We start from the raw sequence: 25,801 nt of genomic DNA, 5'->3' as shown, positions 1-25,801 counted from the left end.
CTTAAAGCTAAAGATATTGTTTTATTTCTAATAAATTGGTAACACTTTTAAAGTTTTTAGCGTTTATAACTTTAGAATCAAAATTACAATGAATGGCTTGCATACCTACATTTATTGCACCTAAAACATCTGCTTCTATACTATCACCAATCATTATAGAGTTTTCTTTTTTTGCATTTGCAAGTTCTAAAGAATGAGTAAAAACCTTAGGATTTGGCTTTTTAACTCCCACAGATTCAGAGGTAACAATTACATCAAAATAATCTATAATATTTGAACTTTTCATCTTTAGAAGCTGTACCTCTTCAAAACCATTGGTAATAATATGCAGTTTATATTTGGCTTTTAAATAATCTAAAATTTCGAAAGTGCCATCAAACAAAAAATTAAAATGAGGTAAAAACTCTATATATTCTATGGCTATTGTATCTATCAAATCGTCTGAAATAGTATAATTTAAAGCATCAAAAGTGTTTTTGAGTCTGCCATATCTTAACTCACTTTTGGTTACTTCCTCATTTCTAAACAGTCGCCAAAACTCTAAATTTATTGGCTTATAAACTTCTAAAAATTTATCTAAGCTTAAGTTTATATTTTGCTTGTCGAATACTTTTTGTAGTGCCAAAGCTGAGTTTTTTTCAAAATCCCAAAGGGTATGATCTAAATCGAAAAAGATGTGCTGTATTTTCATAGCAATAAATGTAAAATTTTTATGCTTATGAAAATTGTTTAAGTTGTTATATTTGTTATAAATAATATTTTTTGAAAAAGCGATTATCAGTTTTATTTTTATGTGGATGGTATCCTTCAAAAATTTCTGCTACAAATGGAGATTTTATCCAAAGACATGCAGAAACTGTATTTTTAGAACATAATGTTACTGTTGTTCATATAATTTCTGATAAAAAAGCGACTAAAAACATTATAATTACCGAAAACACAATTAATGGTGTTGAAACTTTTATAGCTTATACTAAGTTTTCTAAAAATCCATTAAAAAAAGCAATCTTGTTTTTTAATGCTTTTCGTTTGCTTTTAAATAAAATTAAACCTTTTGATGTTGTTCATTTAAATGAAATTTTTCCTTTCGGAATTTTCAGCCTCTATTTAAAATGGTTTAAAAAAACACCCTATATAATTTCTGAACATTGGACAGGCTATTTAAAAAAAGCAGAAAAATCAATTAATTTTTTAGAGAAATCAATTTCTAAAATTATTACAAAAAATGCAGTAGCTATTTGTGCTGTAAGTAATTATTTGGCCAAAAACTTACAAGATTTAGACCTTAAAGGTAATTACAAAGTGGTTGCAAATGTGGTGAACTCAACATTATTTATCCCTCAAAAAAAAGAAGATTCAATTTTAAGAATAATCCATATATCATCACTTAAAAATGAACACAAAAACATAAAAGGAATGTTACGTGTTGCAGCACGTTTAAGTAATAAAATAGATTATTTTGAATGGAATTTTATTGGAAATAATGGTTTAGAATACCAAGAATTCTTACAAAGTTTAAACATTAAAAATGCTAAAATATCTTTTGCTGCACATAAAAACCATCATGAAATTGTAAACGATTTACAACAAGCAACTGTTTGTGTTTCTTTTAGTAATTACGAAACTTTTGGTATTGTAATACCAGAAGCTATTTCTTGTGGAACGCCTGTTATTGCAACAAATACAGGTATTTCTACTAGTTTTAAAAATGAAAATTTCTGTAAAGTTATTAATATTAAAGATGAAGACGCTCTCTTAAGCTCCATTTTAAATCATAAAACCATTTTTGCTGATTTAGATATAAATGAAATGCATAATTTTATCAAACTAAAATTTAGCAAAGATGTTATTGCTAAACAATTTTCTGAATTATATTTTAAATCTATAAACAGCTAAGTTGAAATTATTAAAAAACTACATATTAAATTTTTTAAGTAGATCTGGCAGCTATGTTTTTTCTGCAACTATAATTGCAAGATTGTTTTCTTTTCTTGCTTCTTGGTTAGCTTTAAAACTAATTTCTAATGACGAATTAGGGGTTGTACTTTTTGCTTATAATATTGTGGTTTTTATAATTCCTATTAGTGGTTTTGGATTACACCAAAGTTTAATAAGATATGGTGCTTTGCTAAAAAATGATGACGAAAAAAATAGTTTGTTCATCTATGTATTTAAAAAAGGTTTATGGGCTTCTTTAGCTATAATAGCACTTATAATTATTAGTAGTTTTTTTATCACTTTTAAATTTGAAAACACACAATTTTATGTAATTATTTTGTCTTTTATAATTTTACCTTCTTTTATTTTCGAAATTATTAGAGCCCAATTTAGGTTAAAACACAACAATAAATCTTTTGCTTATACAGAATTTACCAATAGTATTATTTTATTAATAAGTGTTTTGGGGTTGAGTTATTTTTTTAAAGGTACAGGTTATGCAATTGCACTTTTAATTACTCCTCTTTTAACATCAATCTTATTTATAAAAAAATTAAATATTAATTTTAACTCAGAAATTAAGTTAGCCATCACTAATTTTTCTTTCTGGAAATATGGTTTTTTTGCAAGTTTATCTAACGTTGTTACACAACTACTTTTTGTAATTGATATTATTTTAATTGGTTATTTATTAGATGATAAAGAAATGATAACCAATTACAGATACATTTCTATAATACCTTTTAGCTTATTATTTTTACCAAGAGTTTTTATTTCTACGGATTTTGTTGCCTTCACAGAAAAAATATTTGATAAAAAATACATATTAAATTATATTAAAAGTTACATGCTTTTCTTCTCTGTTGTAAGTGTGTGTGCACTTTTAGTTTGCTATTTTTTTGCTGCCGAAATTTTAAGTTTACTAGATGCTAATTTTATCAATTATACAGAACCTTTTATAATTTTGATGTTAGGTATTACAGGTATTTTTATTTTTAGAGGTTTGTTTGGCAACTTACTTTCCTCCATAGGTAAAGCACATATAAATTACTACATTTCTAGCATTGCAATAATTATTAATGTAATTACAAATTATTATCTAATACCTGAGTATGGTATTACAGGAGCCGCAATTACCTCTGCTGTTTTAATGTGGTTTACAGGAATTTTATCTGCAATTTTATTTCAAATAAATTACAACAAAGTTCTTTCTAAAAAGGAATAATCTTCTTGTTCTGCCCCAAAACTTCTATAAAATTTACCAATATTTGGTAAATTACCACCTTCAAAATCTAGATAAAAATTGCTTTTTATATTTTTCTGAATAACATAATTAATCAAAAAACTTGCAGCTTGGTATTTTCTACCATCAGCATTAAAAGAAGAATACAAATAGATAATTCTACTTTTAGATTTTATAAAAAAACCTCCACCAATTAAAACATCATCTTTAAAAACACCTAAAACTTGACCTTTATTTTTGTTGATAAGAGCTATAGCCAAATTCTTAAATTTAGTTTCAGAAATAATGTAATTGTAATGTTGTTTCTGTATTTCTATTAAACTGCTTATGTTTACATCCTTTATAGTTAAGCAGTTCTTTTCTGCAACTTTTATGGCGTGTTTTCTACCTTTAGAAAATTGTTTTTTTACTTCTGAATATTCATTTGATAAATCTAAAACGTAATTTACTCGTAAATTCTTTTTTATAATTAGGTTTTTGCTATTAAAAACTAGCTGAACTTTTAAATATTTTAAAGGAATTTTAGCAATAAAATTTTGTTGAATTTCTTCGGATATTTCATCTAAAGAAAAAACACCCAATTGCTGACAAAATGGTGGTTGTGCAATATATTTTATCAAATATTTCTGGCTCCAAATAATTGGCATTACAGCATCATAATCATCCAGCACTAAAACATCCCAATTGTCTGCAACAATATCTAAATACCACGAAAAAGCGTAGATTCTACTTTGTATTGAATTTTTTATACAAGCATTATACTTAGCATCTTCTAAATCCTTTCTTTTAATGTATTCAATCATTTAAGAAGTAGCTATTTTAAGCATAGATTCATATAAACGTTTCCAACCTTTCCAGCGTAAATAATCGCTTAAACTTTCGTTATGAAACAAGGTGATAAAAGTTCCGTTTACCGCTTTTACTTCATTTTTTAAATCTCTAATTCTACCTAAAGATTGTTTTGGAGTAAGCTTCATATAATCGTTTAAAGTTGTATCCATAACTGCAAAAGGATAGATTTTTAAAGGAGTTTGAATCTCGAAATCTAAATCGTAAAAATAAAAAGGTGTACATGTACTTGCTCTAAAACCTACGTTACTTGCATACCCCATAGAATAATCTTCTTCTATTTCTAAATCTATTAAATGTTGGTAGGTTTCTGGCAAACTAAAACGTAAATAATGTTGTCTAGAGCTTTTTACAGGTGTATTTGTTATACCCTCTAACCTTTCTTTTTCTTTCTTTAGCATTGCAAAATTTTGCATAGAAAAGTAAGAAGGATGCAAACCAACTTTTGCGTAATCTACCATTTCTTTAATAAGCAGTCTGTATTTTTCTTTTGATGCAGAAACATTGGTATCTAAAGTAGTATAATCGCCTATTAGGAAAAAGAATATTGTCTTTACATTATAATCTTTTTTAAACCTAAGCAGTTTAGCAAACGTATTAAAAGGATCATTTTTTATATTAAAAGTAACCACAAAACGTGTCCAAACATTCAACAATTTAAAATGAAATAAATCGTTAAAAAAACCACCTACACTTCTAACTAAACTTTTGTGTTTATAGGCAAAAGCATTATCTATATCTATAGTAGAAATAAAATTATAAGTCCGCTTTTCATAGTCGTAATCAGGAAACTTTTCTTTTAATAATTCTAGAAATTTAAATGCCCAAATATCTACAACTGGTTTTTCTAAAAAACCTTTTTTAAAGGCTAAACTCTGTTCTGCTGTGAAACGTCCGTGAATATCTTTTACATGTGGCAAATATTCCTCATAACGTGTAATTAAGTAAAAACTAGCCGCAAAAATATCAAAAGGAATAGATGATTTTGAATTTGTTGCAAAAAAGCAAGGTACATCTTCCCATTTATTCATCATTATTTCAACATCATTTAAACCCTGTTCAAATAACAGCTCATTACTTTTTATAAAAAACTCAGTTCCTAAAGGTGTTTTTGTATATGATAATTTAGGTCCATTATGTGCAACAAATTCTTCTACTTTATTGGTAAAGTCTACAGAAATTAATAAAGTTCTTGTAAGAATATGCTTAAAAATATAGCGAACTCTAGGTGTAATTTTATGTGTATAAACTAATATCATTAAACGAATTACAATTTTTGATTTACGAATTTCTATTTTTTACAAAATCCCTTCATCTGCAAAGCTAAAATACGCTTTTTGAGTAATTATTAAATGATCTAACAATTTTATATCTAAAATAGTACCTGCTTCTTTTATTTTTTGAGTAATATTTTTATCTGCATTACTAGGCACTAATTTTCCTGAAGGATGATTATGGCAAGCAATTAAACCTACACAAGCTAACTCTAAAGCTCTCTTAAACAACAATCTAACATCTACAATTGTAGCTGTTAAACCACCTTTACTTACTTGAGATTTTGCAATAACTTTATTTGAATTACTTAAAAATAAAACCCAAAATTCTTCGTGATCTAAATCGCCAATTATTGGTTGCATTACATTAAAAACATCTTTACTACTGGTAATTTTAGGTTTCTCTAAAGCTACTTCTAATTGCCTTCTTTTACCCAATTCTAAAGCTGTAATTATTGCAATAGCTTTGGCTTCTCCTATACCTTTAAATTTAGTAAGTTTTTCTACGGATAGTTTAGCCAATGCATTAATATTACCTTCTACAGATTGTAAAATTCTTTTAGACAAAGCCACAGCACTTTCGTTTCTATTTCCAGAACCAATTAAAATAGCTATTAGTTCTGCATCAGACAAAACATTTTTACCTTTTGCCAATAATTTTTCGCGAGGTCTATCATCTAAAGCCCAAGATTTAATCGTTAACTTTTCCATAAACAGTTTTTTATAAAAGTACAAAAAACGAAAAGAAACTATAACTGACTTAAAAAAACTCTGTATTGTTGGTTATTTGGGTATAAATCAATTAACTTTTTTACAATGTTTTTTGCTTTTTCTTTTTGATTGGATTTTCCATAAATATAAGCTAAAACGTACAACAAACTTTCGTTAGTATTATCTACCTTTAAACCTGTAATTATTGTTTTTTCTGCTTGTTTAAAATCTTGCTTTTTATCATATAACAATCCTAAATTATAATAGACTCTTATATTTTCTGGCATTAACTTTTGGGCTTTCTTTAATTGCTCAATAGCTCCATCCACTCTATTAAGCTCAGCATATAAAAGTGATAAAGAATAATAAACAGGTCCATAATCTGGTTGAAATTTAATAATCTCTTTATAAGTGGTTTCAGCTTTATCAAACTGTTGAGTATTATAATATAAAGTTGCTAAATTTACTCTAATTTGATTATTAATATCATCAATATCAAGTGCACTTTCGTAACTTTTTATTGCTTCGAAAAGTTTGCCTTGTTTAATTAAATAATCTCCTTTCTTCATTCTTGTACCTACAAAATCTGAATTGGTGTTAATATGGGTCCAAAATTCATTTTTTACTTTTTGATAACTTTCTTGATAGACTTTAGGAATTGATGAAGCATCTAAAGTACCTAAACCAAAGAATGCTTTAATTCTAACACTTCTTTTTGGATCTTCTAAAAGCGGTAAAAAATAAGCTGTATAATCTGTGTTGTTTATCAAATTTAAAACATCTACACTTGCGCCTCTAACAATGGCAGATTCATCTTTTAAAAGTTTCGTAAACTCATCAATAAAACTATCTACATCATAATTAGATAATGCTTTTACTGCTGATGCTCTTACAATTTCTGGTTGATGTTTTTCGTTCATCAACTCAATTAAACCTAAATGAGCATTTGGTTGCATTGTAATACCTGGTGCTAATTTTTCTGAATAATGTACAGAATCTACAGCTCCATATAACTTTGTAAAACTTGCTGCTGCCCAAACATCATCTTTGTCTTTATGACAACCAGAACATGCATTTGGCGTTCCATATTTTACACTTAAATCTGGCCTTGGTACTCTAAAACTATGATCTGGTCTAAAATCATTCCCCATATAAACACGTCCTGGCATATGACAACTTACACACTTTGAAGATTCAGTATTTAAAGGATGAGCATGATGTTTTGGAGTATCATAAGTTTCTGGAACATGACATTGTGCACACAATTTATTTCCATCAAACTTTAGTTTTAATGTATGCGCATCATGACAATTGGTACAAGTAACATCATTTTGATACATTTTACTTTGTGTAAATGAACCATAAACATAAACTTCATCTAAAATCTGCCCATCTGCTTGATATAATCTTTCTTCTAATAATTGAGGGTAATAATGATCTAACATAGTTCCTTCAAAATTAAAAGTTTCAGAATATTGCTCTCTTCTCATGTGGCAACGTGCACACTTATCTACCAATTCTTTAGGTTCTGTTTCAGAAGTCATTTGAAAACTCCCATTAGAAACATAGTTCTCTCCCATTTTATCAACATCTGTAACATGTTGTTTTCCTGGCCCATGACAAGCTTCGCAATTCACATTTATAATTGCAAATTTGGTATTATAACTGTGTGTTTTTACATCGTAATTTTTACGAACATTTGTAGAATGGCAATCTGAACACATGTTGTTCCAATTTAAACCTCCTCTAGACCAATGCAACCATTCTGAATGCACTACTTTAAAGTCTGGATATAAATCGAACCATTTATTTTTAACAGAATCCCAAGCTGTTCTTAAACATTGATAATGTCCATCAGGAAATTGAACAATGTATTGTTGTAAAGGTGTTATTCCAAAGACATAAATAATTTTGTAATCATGGTTTTTACCATCAGGCCCATCTGTGTTTACATAAAAATCTTTTCCTTTTTTAAAAAAGTGAGAAGTTACACCTTGGCTTGTAAATTTTTTATTATTAAAATTTGCTAAAACAGTAGCACTATCTGCAATTTGCATTGCTTTATCATGATGAGAACCTTTCCATTTTTTAAATTCATTTTGATGACATTCTTTACATTTTTGATCACCTAAAAAGTGGCTATCTGGAATAACTTCACCTGTTAGAAATACGCTTTTTTTTGTATTAACCTCTTTGTAGTCTTCTTTTTTCTGACAAGAATAAAACAACAAAACTAAAATTATACTGGCAAAAATAACGGATAAACTCTGCTGTTTTGTGTTCACAAATTTGCGTGTTAAGATTAATTATAAAGTAAAGTTAAAACTTCTATTTAAAAAAAAAGAAGATAATTATCATATAATATTTAATTGTTACTCAACTGAAAAATTCTATTAATTTGTATTTCCAATAAAACTCTTCATATCTTTGCATACTATATTCTATTTATTTTATATGAAGATTATTATAGCTGGTGCTGGAGATGTTGGATTTCACTTGGCCAAGCTTCTTTCTTACGAGTCTCAAGACACTTACATTATCGATTTTGATGGTGATAAGTTAGATTACCTTAATAATCATTTAGATGTTATTACCAAAAAAGGTGATGCAACTTCTATAAAATTATTAAAAGAAGTTGGTATTGCTTCTGCAGATTTGTTAATTGCTGTAACAGATAGCCAAAACACCAACTTTACAATTTCTGTTATTGGTAAATCTTTGGGAGTAAAAAAAACCATTGCTAGAATAGATAACCCTGAGTTTTTAAATGAATGTGAGGTCGATTTTTCTAAATTCGGATTAGACTTTATGATTTCTCCTCAAGAATTAGCTGCTAACGAAATTAAAATGCTGCTAAATCAATCTTCGTTTAATGATACTGTAGAGTTTGAAAGTGGATTGATTAACGTTTTAGGTACCACTTTAGATTATAAATCGCCATTGGTAGATTTATCTGTTAAAGAAGGTAATCAGAAATTTTCTAGCGTAGATTTTACGACAATTGCCATTAAAAGAGAAAACGTTTCGCAAACTATAATACCAAGAGGAGATACTGTTTATCAAATAGATGATCAAGTATATTTTTCTGTACCAAATTATAGTATGACAGATTTATATCCTATAATTGGTAAAACTCAATTCCAGATTAAAAACGTTATGATTTTAGGTGGTAGTAGTATTGGCGAAAAAACAGCAAGAAATCTTTGTGAAGATAATTTTAAGGTTAAACTTATTGAAAAAAATAGAGAAAAAGCAGAATCTTTGGCAGAAACGCTATGCAACACACTAGTTATAAATGGTGATGGTAGAGATTTAGAGTTACTTGAAGAAGAAAACATAAGAGAAACTGATGCATTTATTGCTGTAACAGGTAATTCTGAGACCAATATAATGTCTTGTTTGGTAGCCAAATCTAAAGGTGTAAAAAAGACAATTGCTTTAGTAGAAAATATGGATTATATTGATATTTCTCAGACAATTGGTATTCAGTCACTCATCAACAAAAAACTAATTGCAGCCAGTAATATTTTTAAACATATTAGAAAAGGTGAAATTTTAGAGTTAGCAAATTTACACAATATTGATGCAGAAGTTTTTGAGTTTGAAGTACAACCAAAAGCAAAAGTTACAGAAAAACCAATTAGAGATTTACGTTTTCCTAGAGAAGCTGTTTTTGGTGGAGTAATTAGAAATGGTGAGGCTTTAATGCCTTATGGTGATATGCAAATTCAAAATGAAGATAAAGTAATTGTTTTCTGTTTACCAGAAGCAATAACAGCTGTAGAGCGTTTATTTAAATAAGAAAATGGGAAATTTAAACTTAAAAGTAATCTATCGTTTTTTAGGCGTAACAGCCATATTAAACGGTTTTTTTATGTTTATTGCTTTTCCTTTTAGTTTTTTTTCTGATGAAGATGCAGCTTGGGGAATTCTAAATGCAGCTGTTATTACCATGTTTATAGGACTTTTATTATTTTTCCTTAACAAGCCAAAAAACACGAATATTCAAAAAAAAGAAGGGTATTTAATTGTTACTTTAGGTTGGTTAATACTATCAATTACAGGCATGTTACCTTATTTATTATCTGGTGCAATTCCACATGTTTCTGATGCATTTTTCGAAACTATTTCTGGCTATTCTACAACTGGCTCTTCCATTTTAACAGATATTGAAGCAATGCCAAAAGGAATCCTTTTCTGGAGGTCTGCCACACATTGGATTGGAGGAATGGGAATTATCGTGCTTACAATTGCAATTTTACCATTATTAGGCATTGGTGGTATGCAACTTTTTTTAGCTGAAGCACCTGGGCCATCTGCAGATAAATTACACCCAAGAATTACAGACACAGCAAAACGTTTGTATTTAATATATGTCCTGTTAACTTTTGCGCAATTCTTTCTATTAAAAGTTGCAGGTATGACCTGGTTTGATGCAATAAACCATGCAATGGCAACAGTAAGTACAGGAGGTTTTTCTACTAAAAATAACAGTGTAGCTTTTTATAATAATTTACCTTTTATACAATATATAATCATCTTTTTTATGTTGGTAGCAGGTACAAACTTTGTATTAACTTATTTTGCTTTGAAAGGTAAGATTCAAAAAGTTTTTCAGAGTGAAGAATTTAAATATTACTTACTTGGTATTATTGGGGTATCATCAATCATTGTAATTATAATTTACTTTTTTCAAGACCCAAACTTACAAACCACAATTGCGCATCCTAAAGTTTATGGAGAAGCAGAAAGCGCCATAAGACACGCTCTTTTTATGGTAACTTCAGTAGTAACAACAACTGGTTTTGTAACCGCAGATTTTACCATGTGGAGTTTCTTTGCAACTGGTATTTTCTTTGCTTTATTTTTTACTGGTGGTTCTGCTGGTTCTACAAGTGGTGGAGTTAAAGTGGTAAGACATATTGTAATGCTAAAAAACAGTTTTTTAGAATTTAAAAAAGCCTTGCATCCAAATGCGATAATTCCTGTTAGGTATGATGGTAAATCTGTAAGTCAGAATATTGTTTTTAACATACTTTCTTTTTTTATAATTTACATGTTAATATTTATAGTATCTTCTGTAATATTAACATTCTTAGGTCTCGATTTTTATTCTGCTTTAGGTGCTGCTGCATCTTCTTTAGGTAATATTGGCCCAGCATTAGGTTCTGTTAGCCCTGTAAATAGTTTTGCACATTTATCTGCTGGTGCAAAATGGTTTTGCTCTTTTTTAATGCTAATTGGTAGGCTAGAATTGTTTACTGTTTTAATTTTATTTACCCCTTTCTTTTGGAGGAAAAATTAAAATTTAATTCTTTTTTATTTTTTAGAATTTGATAAAATCACACACTCTTTTTTGCGAAAAAAATAAAAATATTATTTTTATTTTACCATAACATTATCTTACTGTTAAATAGATCGTTAATAAGGTTTTAGTGATATTTTTTTGTACATTTATCACTGAAAAAATCAAAAACTCATGAAACAAAAAAACTTTTTAAAAATCTTTTTATTCTTTTTAACATGGATTTCAACATTTAATTTGAATGCTCAAACGACAATTTACTCTGAAAACTTCACAGGACAAGATGATAAAGGTTCTATTGGACCTACACCTACTACAGATTTGTCTGGTGTTGATTGGACAGTAGACATTTCTGATACCGATTTAAGCGCAAATACTGATTGGTTTAAAGTTACAAGCGAAATTTTTGAAGCAAGAGATATAGATGGTGATGCTATCTGGATTTCTCCTTCAATAAATATTTCTGGATTTACAAACGTTCAATTTTCATTATCTGCTGTTGAAGACGGAACAATGGAAGCTGCTGATATTTTTAATACAGAATATAGGATAGATAGTGGTACTTGGACTGCTGCTTCAACAAATGGTTTATTAAATGATGATTTTACAAGTGCAACTGTATCTCAATTAGGACTTTCAGGAGGATCCTTAGAAATTAGAGTAACAATGAATAATAATGCTGGAACTGAATATCATAGGCTTGATGACATCTTAGTACAGGGTAATCCTGCATCTACTGACCCAACAATAACTTTCGATTCTGCAACAAGTACAGAAACAGAAACAGACGCTACTTTTACGAGTGCTAATATTCCTATTAGTGTAACAAACTACGATGGAAACCAAATAGACATAGATGTTGCTATTACTGGAGGTACAGCAGAACCTGCTGACTATTCTTATACTACACAATCTTTGTTTTTTTCATCAGATAGTACTCAAAATATAACTATTGATATTAACGATGATGTTGACACAGATAATGAAACTATTATTTTTACAATTACAGAAACAAGCTCTGTTACTGGTTTAGTGATATCTCAAGCTACTCATACTTTAACTATAACAGACGATGATTTACCTAATATTATTATTAATGAAATTTTGGCTTCTCCAGGAACATCAACTACAGCTAGTGACAGTAATTTTGGAGATGCTAACGGAGATGGATTAAGACCAGATTCTAGAGAAGACGAATTCATTGAAATTGTTAACTTAGAAACTACAATTGTAAATATAGGTGGCTATACAATTTCTGAAACTAATGGAGTAGTTCATACGTTTTCTGATCCAACGAACTTGCCTGCTGGTGGAAGTATTGTCGTTTTTGGAGGAGGTATACCAACTGATATCCCTGGCTTATCTGTTACATCTTCCTCAGGAAATCTAGAATTATCAAATAGTGGAGAAACAGTTACTCTTAAGAATTCTGAAGGAACAACTATTAATGTTGTCACATACTCTTCATTAAGTAATCAAAGTTTTGCAAGAAATTTTGATTTAACTGGTACTGGAACTGGTCATAATTCTATAGTTTCTAATCCAGTTAATTTTTCTCCAGGAAGATACAATACAACAGGAGAGCCATTTACTACAAACACATGGACAGGAGCAACAGATACTTCTTGGACAGAAGCTTCAAACTGGAGCTTAGGAACAGTTCCAGGAAGCGGAGATGATGTTCAAATTATAAATACTACAAATCAACCTTTAGCTTCTGGAGCTGTTACAGTAAATTCAGTTACAATAGCTTCTGGAGCTACCCTAACAGCTCAATCAACTTTTACAGGTTCTGTAACATACAACAGATCTTTAGCAACAGACAATTGGTATTTAATGTCTAGTCCTGTTTCTGGTGAAACTTATGATAGTTCTTGGGTGATAGATAATAATATAGATGATACTACAAGTTCTAATGGTAATATTGGTATTGCAACTTATACCACTACAGATGATACTTGGTCTTATTTACAAACAGGTGGCAGTGGAGCTTTTACAAATGGCAAAGGTTTTTCTATAAAACAAGATGCAACAGGTACAGTTTCTTTTACAGGTACTTTAAACACTTCAGATGTTTCTGCTGCAGTTGCAACTGGTGGAAATGATGGTTATAACTTAATAGGTAATCCTTTTACTACTAACCTTTCTTCTGCTATGTTTTTATCTGGTAATACTGCTAATTTAACTAGCGAAACCATTTGGGTTTGGAATCAAGGAACAGACACTTACGATGCTTATGTAACAGGTGAAAGCTTTATTTTAGCACCAACTCAAGGATTTTTTGTTAGCGCAAGTACTGCTACTAATTTAACTTTAGCAGAATCTTACCAAACTTCTACTGCAGGTACTTTTCAAAAATCTGCAAATGCTAAAATCGAATTATATGTAACTGATGGTACCAATAAGAGATTTGTAAAAATGTACTACAACCCAACAGCTACTAAAAGCTTCGATAATGGTTATGATGGTGAAATTTTTGGAGGTATAAAAAATAGTTTTGAATTGTACACCAATTTAATTAGCAATAATGTTGGTAAAAAATACCAAGTACAATCTTTACCAAATTCAGATTTAGAAACTATGATAATTCCTATAGGTATTACATCTGAAGCTAATAAAGAAATTACTTTTACAGCTGAAGCTTTAAATTTACCTTCAGGAATTAAAGTGTTTTTAGAAGATAGATTTACTAATACTTTTACAAGGTTAGATGAAGCTAATAGTGAATATAAATTTACTTCTGATGTAGCTTTAGATGGTACTGGTCGTTTTTACTTACATACAAGATCTTCTGCTTTAAATATTGAAAATTTAGATTTAGACAATGTAAGTATCTATAAAACTGACAACTCAAATTTAAGAATTGTTGGATTATCAGAAGGAAAAGCTAGTATTAAATTATTTAACATTCTTGGTAAACAGGTTTTAAAAACTACTTTTACTTCTAATGGAATTAAAGATATTTCTTTACCAACTTTGACTAAAGGAATATACATTGTTCAATTAGAAACTGAAACTGGAAAACTAAATAAAAAAATTACTTTAGAATAATTACGATAATTTAAAACTTACTACATTATGAAAAATATTAAAGATAACAATCCAGAAATTACTCGTAAAGAAGCTATTAAAAAAATAGGTAATTACGGTAAATACGCAGCTTTAACTGCATTAGGTACTTATATGATTTTAAATCCAGAGAAAGCACAAGCATTTTCAGGACCTTCAGATCCTGGAACTGGATTTTAATTAAATTTAAAATAAACTTATAAACGCCTCATTTTTTGAGGCGTTTTTTATTTGATATAAATATAAAATAAGTATTTTTATCGATATTGAAATAAATGAAGACACTCTATAAAAAAATTGAGGATAAAACCATTACTTGGTTTGAAGACAGAAATGAATATTTAATACTAGAAAACACAACTGCTGATGTTTTAAAACGATTAAATAAGGGAATTTCGGTTAAAGAAATTGCGCTTTCATTATCTAAAAAATTAGACGTTCCTTTAGAAAAAGCTGCTGACTTTATAATTCATTTAAAAAAGGAGCTAAATGACCCAAAAAAAAGCAATAAAAAAGCAATCATTAATGATTACAGAGATATAGAAAAACCTAGAAACTATAATTTTGTAAATTATTATAAAGTAAATAATGTTGTCTTTAAAATTTCATTTTTAAGTGAGACTGAACTCGATTTAATACATCCAAAATTCTCTCATTTAATTATTGATAAAACCGAAAACTATGAAAACGAATTTGAAGTTTTCATTAATAACAATTTCATATTCTTATACGTAAATAATAAACATATAGATTCATGGAGTCATAATAATGTGCACTATTTTCAGGGTAAATTTTCTATGGAATTCATTCAAAGAATTCATCAAAAAGAAGAAAATGAATGGTTAGGAGTATTCCATGCTTCTGCTGTAAGTAATGAAGAAAAATCTATACTTTTTTTAGGTGATTCTGGTAATGGAAAAAGTACTTCACTTGCACTTTTACAAGCCAATGGTTTTACGTGTTTAGCTGATGATTTTGTACCTGTAGATGTTAAAAAACAAGAAGTATATAGCTTTCCTGCTGCAATCTCCATCAAAAAAAATAGTTTAGAAACTTTATTACCTATTTACCCTGAACTTAAAGATGGCAAAGAATACAACTTGGTTAAGTTAAATAAAATTGTTAGGTACTTAAAACCCAATAACACTAATTACTTTGCTCACTTACCTTGCAACGATTTGGTTTTTATTAAATATCAAAAAGATAGTGAACTCACTTGTACAAAAATTTCTAAAATTGATGCATTTCAGCAGTTAATTCCTGATTCTTGGCTTTCACCTAAAACAGAAAATGCACAAGTATTTTTAGATTGGTTTGTTAATTTAAATTGTTATCAATTAACTTATTCTAACAATAAAGAAATGATAGACACTGTTCATAAATTATTTTCTAATGACTTATAAAGAAACGCTTTTTTTTATTGCAAAATGTTTAACTATTAACCAAGAAGAAAGTAATAAAATAATAGTTGAAAAGAAATTAAAGTCAGAGACTATTGATTGGGAAGCTGTTGTTAAAATAAGTACAGCTCATTTTGTTTTTCCTGCTTTATACTGCAACATAAAAAAAGCTGACTTTCTTAATTATTTACCAGCTGATTTGGTAAATTATATGAAACACATCACTGATTTAAACAGAGAAAGAAATCAACAAATAATTGAGCAAGCCAAAGAAATTAATGAGTTATTACTTGCCAATAATATCACTCCTATTTTTTTAAAAGGAACTGGAAATTTATTAGAAGGTTTATATGATGATATTGCTGAAAGAATGGTTGGTGATATTGATTTTATTATTTCAAAACAAAATTACCCCCTAACAATTAAAGTTTTAGCAAATTTTGGATATGAAAAAGTGCATAAAACTGATTATGATTTCCCACAATTTAAACATTACCCAAGATTAAATAAAAAAAATAATATCGCAGCTGTTGAAATACATAAAGAACTTTTAACTGAAAAATATGCAAATGAGTTTAATTTTAATTTAATAGAAAAAGACACTCAAAATATAGATAATATAACTGTACTTAGTTTTGAAAATCAATTAGCACTATCAATAATTGCTAAACAAATAAACGATCATGGTTTTTTGTATAAAAATATAACATTAAGAAATGCTTATGATGTTTTTTTACTTTCTAAAAAAACAAAAGCTTTAGCAGCTTTCAATAATTTAGCTAAACTCAAAAAACCACTAAATTGCTTTTTATCCAGTTGTTATGTGATTTTTAACAAACCTAATTCTTTAAGATATTCATCAAATGAAAACACTAAATCTTATCTTAAATTATTTAACAAATTTCTTAATGATGACATTTTACGAAAAACACATCATAAAAAAATAAGTAAAAAAATAATTTTAAATCATAGAGTGTTTATGACTTATAAATCAATTGTTAGTAAAGAACATAGAATTTGGTTTAAAAACACAATGACAGATAAAAAATGGTTAAGAAAAAAAATGATAGAATTCGGCCTAAAAAAAACTAAACCAAACGTTTAACTTCATTAAAATCTAAACCTCCATAATTGCCAGAACTCATTAATACTACTGAAGAATTTTCTAGGTTTTGGCTAAACAAAAACTCTTTAAATTCAGCAGGATTCGTGTAAATAATCAAATCGTCTCTTTGAAAAGCATTCGCAATTTGCTCTTTTGTAACTTCCTCTAATTGTTTAATCTTAACTGCATGTGGCGAATAAAAGACAACAGCTTTATCAGCAAAATCTAATGCTCCTTTGTATTCTGACAGAAATTCTGCATTTAAACTAGAATAGGTATGCAATTCTAAACAAGCCAAAACTGTTCTCTGAGAGTATTGTTCTTTTACAGCTTTGGTAGTTGCAGCAACCTTACTTGGGCTATGTGCAAAATCTTTAAAAATTACAGTAGTATTACTTTCAGCAATCTTTTCTAGACGTTTACTTGCTCCAGAAAAACTAGCAATTGCTTCATAAAAATCATCTTCATCAATTCCCATATGCTGACAAATCCATTTTGCTCCAGCTAAATTTTGTAAGTTATGTTTACCAAATATTTCTAAAGGTAAATTTCCTTCTGCTGTTTCTAAATAGGTAATTCCGTTTTCTATAAAATGTTTAGGAGTTTCGTAAGGGTATTTTTTAATATGATTTTCAGAAGATTCTACAATTTCAGCTACATTATCATCTTCACTATTATAAACCATGCTACCACCATTTACCATAGAATCAGTAAAAACAGAAAACTGTTCTTTATAATTCTCAAACGTTGGAAAAACATTAATATGATCCCAAGCAATTCCGCTTAAAAGTGCAATATTAGGTTTATACAAATGAAATTTAGGTCGCATATCAATTGGTGAGCTCAAGTATTCATCTCCTTCTAAAACAATAAAATCATTCTCTTTTGTTAAATGCACCATGGTTTCAAAACCTTCTAATTGTGCACCAACCATATAATCTACTTCTTTTTCATGATAATTTAACACGTGTAAAATCATAGAAGTTATGGTAGTTTTACCATGAGAACCACCAATTACAACTCTAGTTTTATCTTTAGATTGTTCATACAAAAACTCAGGATAAGAATATATTTTTAACCCTAATTCTTGTGCTTTTAACAATTCAGGATTGTCTTTTTTTGCGTGCATTCCTAAAATAACTACATCTAAATCTGCAGTTACTTTCTCAGGAAACCATCCAAATTCTTTTGGCAATAATCCATATTTTTCTAATCTAGATTTTGATGGATCGTGTATAGTATCATCACTACCAAAAACTTGGTATCCTTTTTGGTGTAAAGCAATTGCTAAATTGTGCATAGCACTTCCTCCAATTGCAATAAAATGAATGTTCATGTCTAAAAATTATTAAAAAGTAAAAATACAAAAGCTTACCCAATATTAATTATCTTTAGAACTAAACTCAACTAAAAAATAGTTTTACGAACTCAAAATAACAGTTTACTAATTATTAATTGTTTTACTAAATGATTTATACGTGCTTTACAACATTAAATCTATTGATTATGAAAAAAATTACAACTACTTTATTAATGCTTATATTATTCTCTACAATTACATCTGCTCAAAATAGTTTTGACAACCTCTGGCTAGAAGTTGAAAAATTTGAGGTGGATGATTTACCAAAATCAGCATTAAAAATCGTAGAAGAAATATACGCAAAAGCAGAAATAGAGAACAATTCGCCTCAAATTATAAAATCACTTTTTTATAAAAGTAAGTTTGCGTTAACTTTAGAAGAAGATGCACAATTAAAAATTATTAATAGTTTTAAAAAGCAAATTGCTAATAGTAATTTTCCTACCAGTAATGTATTACAAAATATTTTAGCCAATTTATATTGGCAATATTACAATCAAAATAGATATAAATTTTATAACCGAACAAAAACAAATAATAAAACTAATATTGATGATTTTAGAACTTGGGATTTAGACACTTTATTTAAAGAAATTAATGACTATTTCAATGTTTCTTTAGGTGATGAAAAAGCACTACAAAAAATAGAAATAGAAGCTTTTTCTGATATTCTTCAAATACAAAAAACAACAAAAGAGTACACACCTACTCTATTCGATTTCTTAGCACAAAACGCACTTAATTTCTATAAAACATCAGAAAATTCAATTACAAGACCTACTTACAAATTTACAATTGATAATCCTGATTTTTTAAATGATGCAAATACTTTTAAAAACTTAAAAATTGCTTCTAAAGACAGTTTATCACTTCAATTAAATGCTTTAAAAATCTATCAGAAATTACTTGCATTTCATATCAAAACAAACAATAAAAATGCTTTAGCCAATATTGATATAGAACGTTTAAACTTTATAAAACAACATGCAATTTTTAAGAATAAAAGTGATTTAGTTTTACAAACTTTTAAAAACGCACAAGAGCAAATTGCAAACCACAAAGCTAGTGGTTTATTTGCTTTTGAAATTGCAAAAATTCACAAAAACAACGCTAAAAACATACAAGCTTTAGAAATTTGTGAAAACATAATAAATAAATTTAATGACAGCTTTGGTGCAGAAAAATGTATCCTATTAAAAAAGCAAATTGAAGCAAAAACACTTTCTATTCAATCAGAAAAATACATCCCTATAAATACAAACTCTAGAATTTTAGTTACTTATAAAAATATAGAAAAACTTTTTTTTACGAGTTATAAAATCAATGAAAAACAGCAAGAAACTTTTAATAAAACTTACAGAATAGAAGATAGAAAAGCTATTTTAAAAAAGCTTGAAAAACATAAAAATTGGCAACATCAATTAAGAAATAAAGGTGATTATTTAGCACATTCATCAGAAATAATTGTTCCGAAATTAGAAAACGGAATGTATTTAATTGTCGCTTCTGAAAATGAAAATTTAGATGAAAAATCAATTTACGGAACGTCTATTATTCAAGTTACCAATTTAACTTTAATAGAAAACACTTTTAATGAAAAGTACAATTATCAAGTAGTTGATAGAAATACAGGAACACCGATAGAAAACGCAGTATTAGATCTTAACAATAAGCAAAGAATTAGAGGTCAGTATTTTTACAAAAAACTAATTACAGACAAAAACGGATTCGCATCTTTTAAAAGCAAAAGCTATTCTAATAATGTTAATATTTCTGTAAAAACCAAAAATGATGCTGCAATTTTTGGCAGTTATTATTTCCGAAATCAAAGTGCTAAAGATAATATAGAAACAGATGATGAAATAACCATAAAGCCTTTTATTTTTACTGATAGAAGTATTTACAGACCTGGACAAATTGTATACTTTAAAGTAATTGCTATTAAAAAACAAGCTGATGAATCTTCAGTTTTAAAAAACGAATATGTAACAATTAGCTTAACAGATGTAAATAACCAAATTGTTAAAGAACTAAATTTAAAATTAAATGAATTCGGTTCTGTAGCAGGTCAATTTATATTGCCTAACAATGGTTTAACTGGTGAGTTTGAAATAGAAGTGGATGAAAGTTCCAAATCTAAAAGTAAATTTTATGATCGTGAAAATGTTTATTTCGAAGATAGTTACAAAGAAATTTCTGTAGAAGAATACAAAAGACCAAAATTTGAAACTGATTTTAAACCAGTAACTGAAAGTTATAAAATTAATGATTCTGTAACTGTAAATGGTTTTGCAAAAGCATTTTCTGGTGCCAATATTACTGATGCAAAAGTAGTGTATAGAGTTCATAGAAAAGTGCAATACCCTAGTTGGTATTATTGGCGAAATCCAAATTCATATTCAAGTTCTCAAGAAATTACAAATGGAGAAAGTATTACAGATCATTTAGGTAATTTTTCAATACAGTTTAAGGCTTTGCCTGATGAAAATGTTTCTAAAGAAAGTTTACCAATTTTTAGCTACGAAATAACTGCGGATGTTACAGATGTTAATGGCGAAAGTCGCTCAGCGACCTCAATTATTAAAGTTGGGTATCATTCTTTAATAGCTTCTTTTTCTGTGGATGGCAAAATTGATAAAAACCAAAAAGAAACAATTTTAAAAATTGATACAAAAAATTTAAATAATGAATTTGTTAAGGCAAAAGGAACACTTAAAATATACAAATTACAAGCTCCTAAAAATCCATTAAGAAAAAGACCTTGGGCTGCACCAGATTATCAAGATATTTCTGAAAATACGTTTAAAACTTTATTTCCAAACGATTCTTATTTAAAGGATGAAACTGATGCTAAAAATTGGCAAAAAGGAAAACAAGTATTTGCTGCGGATTTTAACACAGAAAATTCTAAAGAAATTATTCTAAACAATACCAAAAGTTGGGTTTCTGGTAAATACCTCATCATTTTAGAAAGTAAAGACAAATTTGGGCAAGATGTTAAAGACGAAAAAATTATTACTCTTTTTTCATCAACAGAAAATAAAGTTTCAGACAATCAATTGTTTACTATCAGTAATATTAAAGCGAATTATACTATTAATGATATTGTTGAACTGCAATTAGGTTCTGCTTCTAAAAACATGACTGTAGTTGTACAAATTGAAAAAAATCATAAAATAATAGACACAAAATTTATACAATTAAACAATAATGTCAAAACAATTCAAATTCCGATAAACAAAGAAGATATTGGTGGTTTTGCAATTAAATATCACTTTGTAAATTATAACTATTTTAAAAGCGGAAATTTGTTAATTAATGTTCCATATCCGCCTAAAAACAACATTGGTATTACCACAAATATTTTTAGAGATAAATTACAACCTGGCCAAGAAGAAACTTGGAGTTTTACCATAAAAGATGATAAAAACGATGCTATTGCTGCAGAAGTTTTAGCCTCTATGTATGATGCTTCTTTAGATGAATTTAAAACACATCATTGGAGTTTTAACCCAACACCTAATAAACCTAAATATTATTCTTATAGTTCTAGCAGCGCATATAAAAGTTTTGGGAATTCAAATTTTTACATAAAAAATAATCAAAGGAATTATTATAATTTTCCATCAATAAAAAACACAACTTACAATTGGTTTGGTTTTAGTTTTAGAAAAAACAGATGGGTTAATCAACAGTATTTAAACAAAATAGCCCTTAAATTTCAAGAAGAAAAAGAAAAATCTACCTATAATAAATCCGGAGAATTTACAGGTACTATAAAAGGAAGAGTTTCTGATAAAAAAGGGCATCTTTTAGCTGGTGTTAACATTTTAATTAAAGGCACAAAAAATATAACCATTAGCAATTTTGATGGTGAATACAGCATAACTGCTAAAAAAGATGATGTTTTAATTTTTAGCTATTTGGGTTATCAATCCATAGAAATTAAAACCGAAAATTCCTCTACATTAAATGTTTCTTTAGCAAAAAATTTAGAAGATTTAGATGAAGTTGTGGTTGTGGGTTATGGAACCACAAAAAACAAATCAGTAACTGGTGCTGTTTCAGTAATTAGTACTGATGACATTGAAGCTGAAACAATTTCAGAAGAGGTTACTGCTTTAAATGGATTTACTTCAGGCGATTCAATATCTAAAAATGGTGATAATATAACTCTAAGAGGAGCAAATTCTTTAGACAAAAACAAAGCACCTTTGTATATTGTTGATGGTGTTATTGTAGAAAATCCTGATTTAAGTGCCAATGATATTTCACAGATTAATATTTTAAAGGATGCCTCAGCAACTGCTCTTTATGGCTCTAGAGCTGCAAACGGAGTTGTAATTATCAACACAAAAGAAGGACAAGCAAAACTAGATAAAGAGTTAAGCAATATTAAAGCACGTAAAAACTTTAAAGAAACAGCTTTCTTTTATCCGCAATTAAAAACAGATAAAAATGGTAAAGTAAGTTTTTCTTTTACGATGCCAGAAGTTTTAACTCGTTGGAAATTGCAATTACTAGCACATACTACTGATGTAAAATATGCATCAAAAACAATGCAAACTATTACCCAAAAAGAGTTAATGGTTGTACCTAATGCACCTCGTTTTTTAAGAGAAAAAGATACAATTACATTCAGTGCAAAAATTACCAACTTAACAAATAACCAATTAAGTGGTTTTGCAAAACTAATTTTAACGGATGGTATTTCTGGAAAAGTAATTAATACAGAGTTACAAAACAAAAATGCTAACAAAAATTTTATTGTAGACAAAGATGGCAATACTAACGTATCTTGGCATTTAGCAATACCAGAAAACATACAAACTGTACAGTATAAAATTGTTGCAAAAGCTGGCGATTTTTCTGATGGAGAACAAAATGTATTACCAGTTTTAACGAACAGAATGCTGGTTACAGAGACATTACCAATGTGGGTTCGTTCTAATCAAACCAAAACTTTTACGTTAGATAAATTGAAAAACAACACCTCATCAACCTTAAAAAATCATAAGTTTACTTTAGAGATAACGTCAAATCCTGTTTGGTACGCAATTCAAAGTTTGCCTTATTTAATGGAATATCCTTATGAGTGTGCAGAGCAAACTTTTTCAAGATATTATGCAAATACTTTAGCAAGTTTTGTAGCAAATTCAAATCCTAAAATTCAAGAAGTTTTTAATGCTTGGAAATCTTCGGATGCGCTTTTATCGAACTTAGAAAAAAATCAAGAGTTAAAATCTTTAATTATTCAAGAAACACCTTGGTTAAGAGATGCACAATCAGAAACCGAGCAAAAGAAACGTATTGCCTTGTTGTTCGATTTAAATAAAATGAAAAATGAACAAGAAAAAGCGATTCGAAAATTAGAAGACATTCAAATGAATTCTGGAGGGTTTCCTTGGTTTAAGGGAGCTACTTACGAAAGTAATTTTATAACCCAACATATTGCCACTGGTTTTGGACATTTACAAAAATTGGGAATTACAGATTTTAATTCATCAACAGAAAATATGATTAAAAATGCTGTTCATTTTTTAGATGATGAAATAGTTGAACAATATAAAAAGCTATTAAACAAAGCAGAAGAAGCAAAACAAAAAGCAAAAACAAAAAAGAAAGGAGAAAAAGCGTATCAAGAATATTTATCAAACAATAACTTGAATTATTTTACCATTCAATACTTGTATATGCGTAGTTTTTATGCTGATTTTTCTATGGATGACAATCTTAAAACCGCTTTTAATTACTATCAAAAGCAAACAATTATTTACTGGAAAGACTATAATTTGTATGCAAAAGGACAAATTGCTTTAACATTATTTAGAAATGATGAAAAAACAATAGCTAATAAAATTCTAAAATCGTTAAAAGAAAACGCTATTATTTCTGATGAATTAGGTATGTATTGGAAAAATAATACTGCTGGTTATTACTTTTATCAAGCACCTGTAGAAACACATTCTTTATTAATAGAAACCTTTTCTGAAATAGAAAATGATGAAAAAACTATTGATAATTTAAAAATTTGGTTACTAAAAAATAAGCAAACTAACAGATGGAAAACCACAAAAGCAACAACAGAAGCTGTTTATGCTTTACTTTTAAATAGCAGTAACTGGATTTCTACTACTGAACTAGTAGATATAAAAATCGGAAATCGAAAAATAGACCCAACAAAGTTGGATGATGTAAAAGTTGAAGCTGGAACTGGTTATTATAAAACTTCTTGGAATGGTAGTGAAATTACTCCAGAAATGGCAACTGTTACCATCAGTAAAAAAAATAATGGTATTGCTTGGGGTGGTTTATATTGGCAATATTTTGAAGATTTAGACAAAATTACATCCGCAGAAACACCTTTAAAATTAAAGAAAAAACTATTCCTAAAAGTAAATTCTGATACTGGTAAAGAACTAAAAGAAATTACTGATAAAACACATTTAAAAGTTGGAGATTTAATTACAGTAAGAATTGAATTAAGCTCAGACAGAAATATGGAATTTATTCATTTAAAAGATATGAGAGCTTCTGCTGTAGAACCTATAAATGTATTTTCTAAATACAAATGGCAAGACAATTTAGGGTATTATGAAAGCACAAAAGATGCTGCTACCAATTTCTTTTTTGATAGACTACCAAAAGGTGTATATGTTTTTGAATATGATGTTAGAGTAAATAACGCTGGTAATTTTAGCAATGGTATCTCTACCATACAAAGTATGTATGCACCAGAATTTAGTAGCCACTCAGAGGGTATACGTTTAAAGATTGAGAATTAATTTTTATCGATTTTAACAATATCTTATTCATATGAGTTAAAAAAGTAAAACTATTAAATTTAGATTTGCATCATTATTAATTTTAAAATAAAACTAATATTATGAAAAAATATATCTTATCAATTGGTTTATTATTCGCGTCTGTAATCTCTATGAACGCACAAAGTATTTCTGACAATGCAATTGGTTTACGTTTTGGTGGTGGAGATGGTGTTGGAGGAGAAATTTCTTATCAAAAAGCTTTAGGCAGTAACAATAGATTAGAAATTGATTTAGGTTTAGCTAACGAATTCTCTAACTTTAAAGCAACTGGATTATATGAATGGGTTTGGAGTCTAGAAGACCAATTAAACTGGTACGCAGGTGCTGGTGGTGGAATTGTTTCTGCAAACGGAACAGGTATTTATGGTTCTGGAGTTATTGGTCTAGAATATGATTTTAATGCACCAATCTTATTATCTATCGATTACAGACCAGAAATAGGTTTTGCTGGTGGTTTAGATGGTTTAAACTCAAATGTAGCATTATCAGTTAGATACCAATTTTAAGCACATTCAATAAAAAAAATAAGAATTATTTAACATTTTTAAGTAATTCTTATTTTTTTTTACATATATTCGTCTTGTATTTTAGTTTAACCCCCAAAACAAATAATATGATTTCTTTCTTTTTTACTATCAGATTTTCTCTAATCTTAGTTTACAACAAACATTTTCACAACATTTTACATAAATAACTAGCAAAACAATAACTAGCTTATTT

At 28.3% G+C, this 25,801-nt stretch carries 16 protein-coding genes; 10 read left to right on the top strand and 6 right to left on the bottom strand.

From position 1 onward, the window contains the following. Positions 1-7 precede the first annotated feature (7 nt). On the bottom strand, positions 8-691 hold the full coding sequence (locus tag KO506_RS00445; protein ID WP_215992957.1) for a YjjG family noncanonical pyrimidine nucleotidase: 684 nt from the start codon (positions 689-691) through the stop codon (positions 8-10). Between the two features lie 71 nt (positions 692-762). Here KO506_RS00445 and KO506_RS00440 point away from each other — a divergent pair, with 71 nt between their 5' ends. Both KO506_RS00440 and KO506_RS00435 read left to right on the top strand, forming a co-directional pair. Next, on the top strand, positions 763-1,896 hold the full coding sequence (locus tag KO506_RS00440) for a glycosyltransferase family 4 protein (protein ID WP_215992956.1): 1,134 nt from the start codon (positions 763-765) through the stop codon (positions 1,894-1,896). 1 nt (position 1,897) lies between these two features. Continuing rightward, the gene (locus KO506_RS00435; RefSeq protein WP_215992955.1) at positions 1,898-3,163 is read left to right on the top strand and encodes a polysaccharide biosynthesis C-terminal domain-containing protein; all 1,266 of its coding nucleotides are present in this window, start codon (positions 1,898-1,900) and stop codon (positions 3,161-3,163) included. On the opposite strand, the gene KO506_RS00430 is transcribed toward KO506_RS00435, so the two are convergent. From KO506_RS00430 to KO506_RS00415, 4 genes are read right to left on the bottom strand one after another with little or no spacing between them, the layout of a single operon-like run. Beyond that, positions 3,133-3,984, bottom strand: a complete 852-nt coding sequence (locus KO506_RS00430; RefSeq protein WP_215992954.1) for a hypothetical protein — start codon at positions 3,982-3,984, stop codon at positions 3,133-3,135. The genes KO506_RS00435 and KO506_RS00430 overlap by 31 nt on opposite strands. Beyond that, on the bottom strand, positions 3,985-5,289 hold the full coding sequence (locus KO506_RS00425) for a polysaccharide deacetylase family protein (protein ID WP_215992953.1): 1,305 nt from the start codon (positions 5,287-5,289) through the stop codon (positions 3,985-3,987). It lies immediately after the preceding gene. A gap of 39 nt (positions 5,290-5,328) precedes the next feature. Further along, complete coding sequence (gene radC, locus KO506_RS00420) at positions 5,329-6,015, bottom strand: RadC family protein (protein WP_215992952.1); 687 nt, start codon at positions 6,013-6,015, stop codon at positions 5,329-5,331. Between the two features lie 38 nt (positions 6,016-6,053). Then, positions 6,054-8,300, bottom strand: coding sequence for a tetratricopeptide repeat protein (locus KO506_RS00415; RefSeq protein WP_303435690.1), 2,247 nt, complete (start codon positions 8,298-8,300; stop codon positions 6,054-6,056). A 169-nt stretch (positions 8,301-8,469) separates the two neighbouring features. Here KO506_RS00415 and trkA point away from each other — a divergent pair, with 169 nt between their 5' ends. The 6 genes from trkA to KO506_RS00385 all read left to right on the top strand — a co-directional run bounded on the left by trkA (position 8,470) and on the right by KO506_RS00385 (position 16,894). Next, complete coding sequence (trkA, locus tag KO506_RS00410; RefSeq protein ID WP_215992951.1) at positions 8,470-9,816, top strand: Trk system potassium transporter TrkA; 1,347 nt, start codon at positions 8,470-8,472, stop codon at positions 9,814-9,816. Between the two features lie 4 nt (positions 9,817-9,820). Further along, positions 9,821-11,320, top strand: a complete 1,500-nt coding sequence (locus tag KO506_RS00405) for a TrkH family potassium uptake protein (RefSeq protein ID WP_215992950.1) — start codon at positions 9,821-9,823, stop codon at positions 11,318-11,320. Between the two features lie 174 nt (positions 11,321-11,494). Beyond that, a complete protein-coding gene (locus tag KO506_RS00400; RefSeq protein ID WP_215992949.1) occupies positions 11,495-14,371 on the top strand; it encodes a lamin tail domain-containing protein in 2,877 nt (958 codons plus the stop codon). Positions 14,372-14,398: 27 nt separating this feature from the next. Next, positions 14,399-14,569: a hypothetical protein gene (locus KO506_RS00395; protein WP_215992948.1), complete on the top strand. Its 171-nt coding sequence runs from the start codon at positions 14,399-14,401 to the stop codon at positions 14,567-14,569. A gap of 95 nt (positions 14,570-14,664) precedes the next feature. Then, positions 14,665-15,792, top strand: a complete 1,128-nt coding sequence (locus tag KO506_RS00390; protein WP_215992947.1) for a hypothetical protein — start codon at positions 14,665-14,667, stop codon at positions 15,790-15,792. After that, on the top strand, positions 15,782-16,894 hold the full coding sequence (locus KO506_RS00385; RefSeq protein WP_215992946.1) for a nucleotidyltransferase domain-containing protein: 1,113 nt from the start codon (positions 15,782-15,784) through the stop codon (positions 16,892-16,894). The genes KO506_RS00390 and KO506_RS00385 overlap by 11 nt, the downstream gene beginning before the upstream one ends. On the opposite strand, the gene KO506_RS00380 is transcribed toward KO506_RS00385, so the two are convergent. After that, positions 16,878-18,230, bottom strand: coding sequence for a UDP-N-acetylmuramate--L-alanine ligase (locus KO506_RS00380; protein WP_215992945.1), 1,353 nt, complete (start codon positions 18,228-18,230; stop codon positions 16,878-16,880). The two genes, KO506_RS00385 and KO506_RS00380, sit on opposite strands and share 17 nt — an antisense overlap. A gap of 170 nt (positions 18,231-18,400) precedes the next feature. Here KO506_RS00380 and KO506_RS00375 point away from each other — a divergent pair, with 170 nt between their 5' ends. Next, positions 18,401-25,039: an MG2 domain-containing protein gene (locus KO506_RS00375; RefSeq protein ID WP_215992944.1), complete on the top strand. Its 6,639-nt coding sequence runs from the start codon at positions 18,401-18,403 to the stop codon at positions 25,037-25,039. A 101-nt stretch (positions 25,040-25,140) separates the two neighbouring features. Further along, a complete protein-coding gene (locus KO506_RS00370; RefSeq protein WP_215992943.1) occupies positions 25,141-25,587 on the top strand; it encodes a hypothetical protein in 447 nt (148 codons plus the stop codon). The last annotated feature ends 214 nt before the right edge of the window (positions 25,588-25,801 follow it).

The sequence above is a fragment of the Polaribacter vadi genome (genome assembly GCF_018861005.1).
GTDB lineage: Bacteria > Bacteroidota > Bacteroidia > Flavobacteriales > Flavobacteriaceae > Polaribacter > Polaribacter vadi_A.
This window is presented reverse-complemented; position numbering and strand designations above follow the sequence as displayed.

What these genes read in the sequence shown, in the direction of transcription:
- KO506_RS00390 (WP_215992947.1), top strand. Translation starts at nt 14,665, where the DNA reads ATGAAGACACTCTATAAAAAAATTGAGGATAAAACCATTACTTGGTTT.
- KO506_RS00445 (WP_215992957.1), bottom strand. Translation starts at nt 691, where the DNA reads ATGAAAATACAGCACATCTTTTTCGATTTAGATCATACCCTTTGGGAT.
- radC (WP_215992952.1), bottom strand. Translation starts at nt 6,015, where the DNA reads ATGGAAAAGTTAACGATTAAATCTTGGGCTTTAGATGATAGACCTCGC.
- KO506_RS00425 (WP_215992953.1), bottom strand. Translation starts at nt 5,289, where the DNA reads ATGATATTAGTTTATACACATAAAATTACACCTAGAGTTCGCTATATT.
- KO506_RS00400 (WP_215992949.1), top strand. Translation starts at nt 11,495, where the DNA reads ATGAAACAAAAAAACTTTTTAAAAATCTTTTTATTCTTTTTAACATGG.
- KO506_RS00370 (WP_215992943.1), top strand. Translation starts at nt 25,141, where the DNA reads ATGAAAAAATATATCTTATCAATTGGTTTATTATTCGCGTCTGTAATC.
- KO506_RS00395 (WP_215992948.1), top strand. Translation starts at nt 14,399, where the DNA reads ATGAAAAATATTAAAGATAACAATCCAGAAATTACTCGTAAAGAAGCT.
- KO506_RS00380 (WP_215992945.1), bottom strand. Translation starts at nt 18,230, where the DNA reads ATGAACATTCATTTTATTGCAATTGGAGGAAGTGCTATGCACAATTTA.
- trkA (WP_215992951.1), top strand. Translation starts at nt 8,470, where the DNA reads ATGAAGATTATTATAGCTGGTGCTGGAGATGTTGGATTTCACTTGGCC.
- KO506_RS00375 (WP_215992944.1), top strand. Translation starts at nt 18,401, where the DNA reads ATGAAAAAAATTACAACTACTTTATTAATGCTTATATTATTCTCTACA.
- KO506_RS00405 (WP_215992950.1), top strand. Translation starts at nt 9,821, where the DNA reads ATGGGAAATTTAAACTTAAAAGTAATCTATCGTTTTTTAGGCGTAACA.
- KO506_RS00385 (WP_215992946.1), top strand. Translation starts at nt 15,782, where the DNA reads ATGACTTATAAAGAAACGCTTTTTTTTATTGCAAAATGTTTAACTATT.
- KO506_RS00430 (WP_215992954.1), bottom strand. Translation starts at nt 3,984, where the DNA reads ATGATTGAATACATTAAAAGAAAGGATTTAGAAGATGCTAAGTATAAT.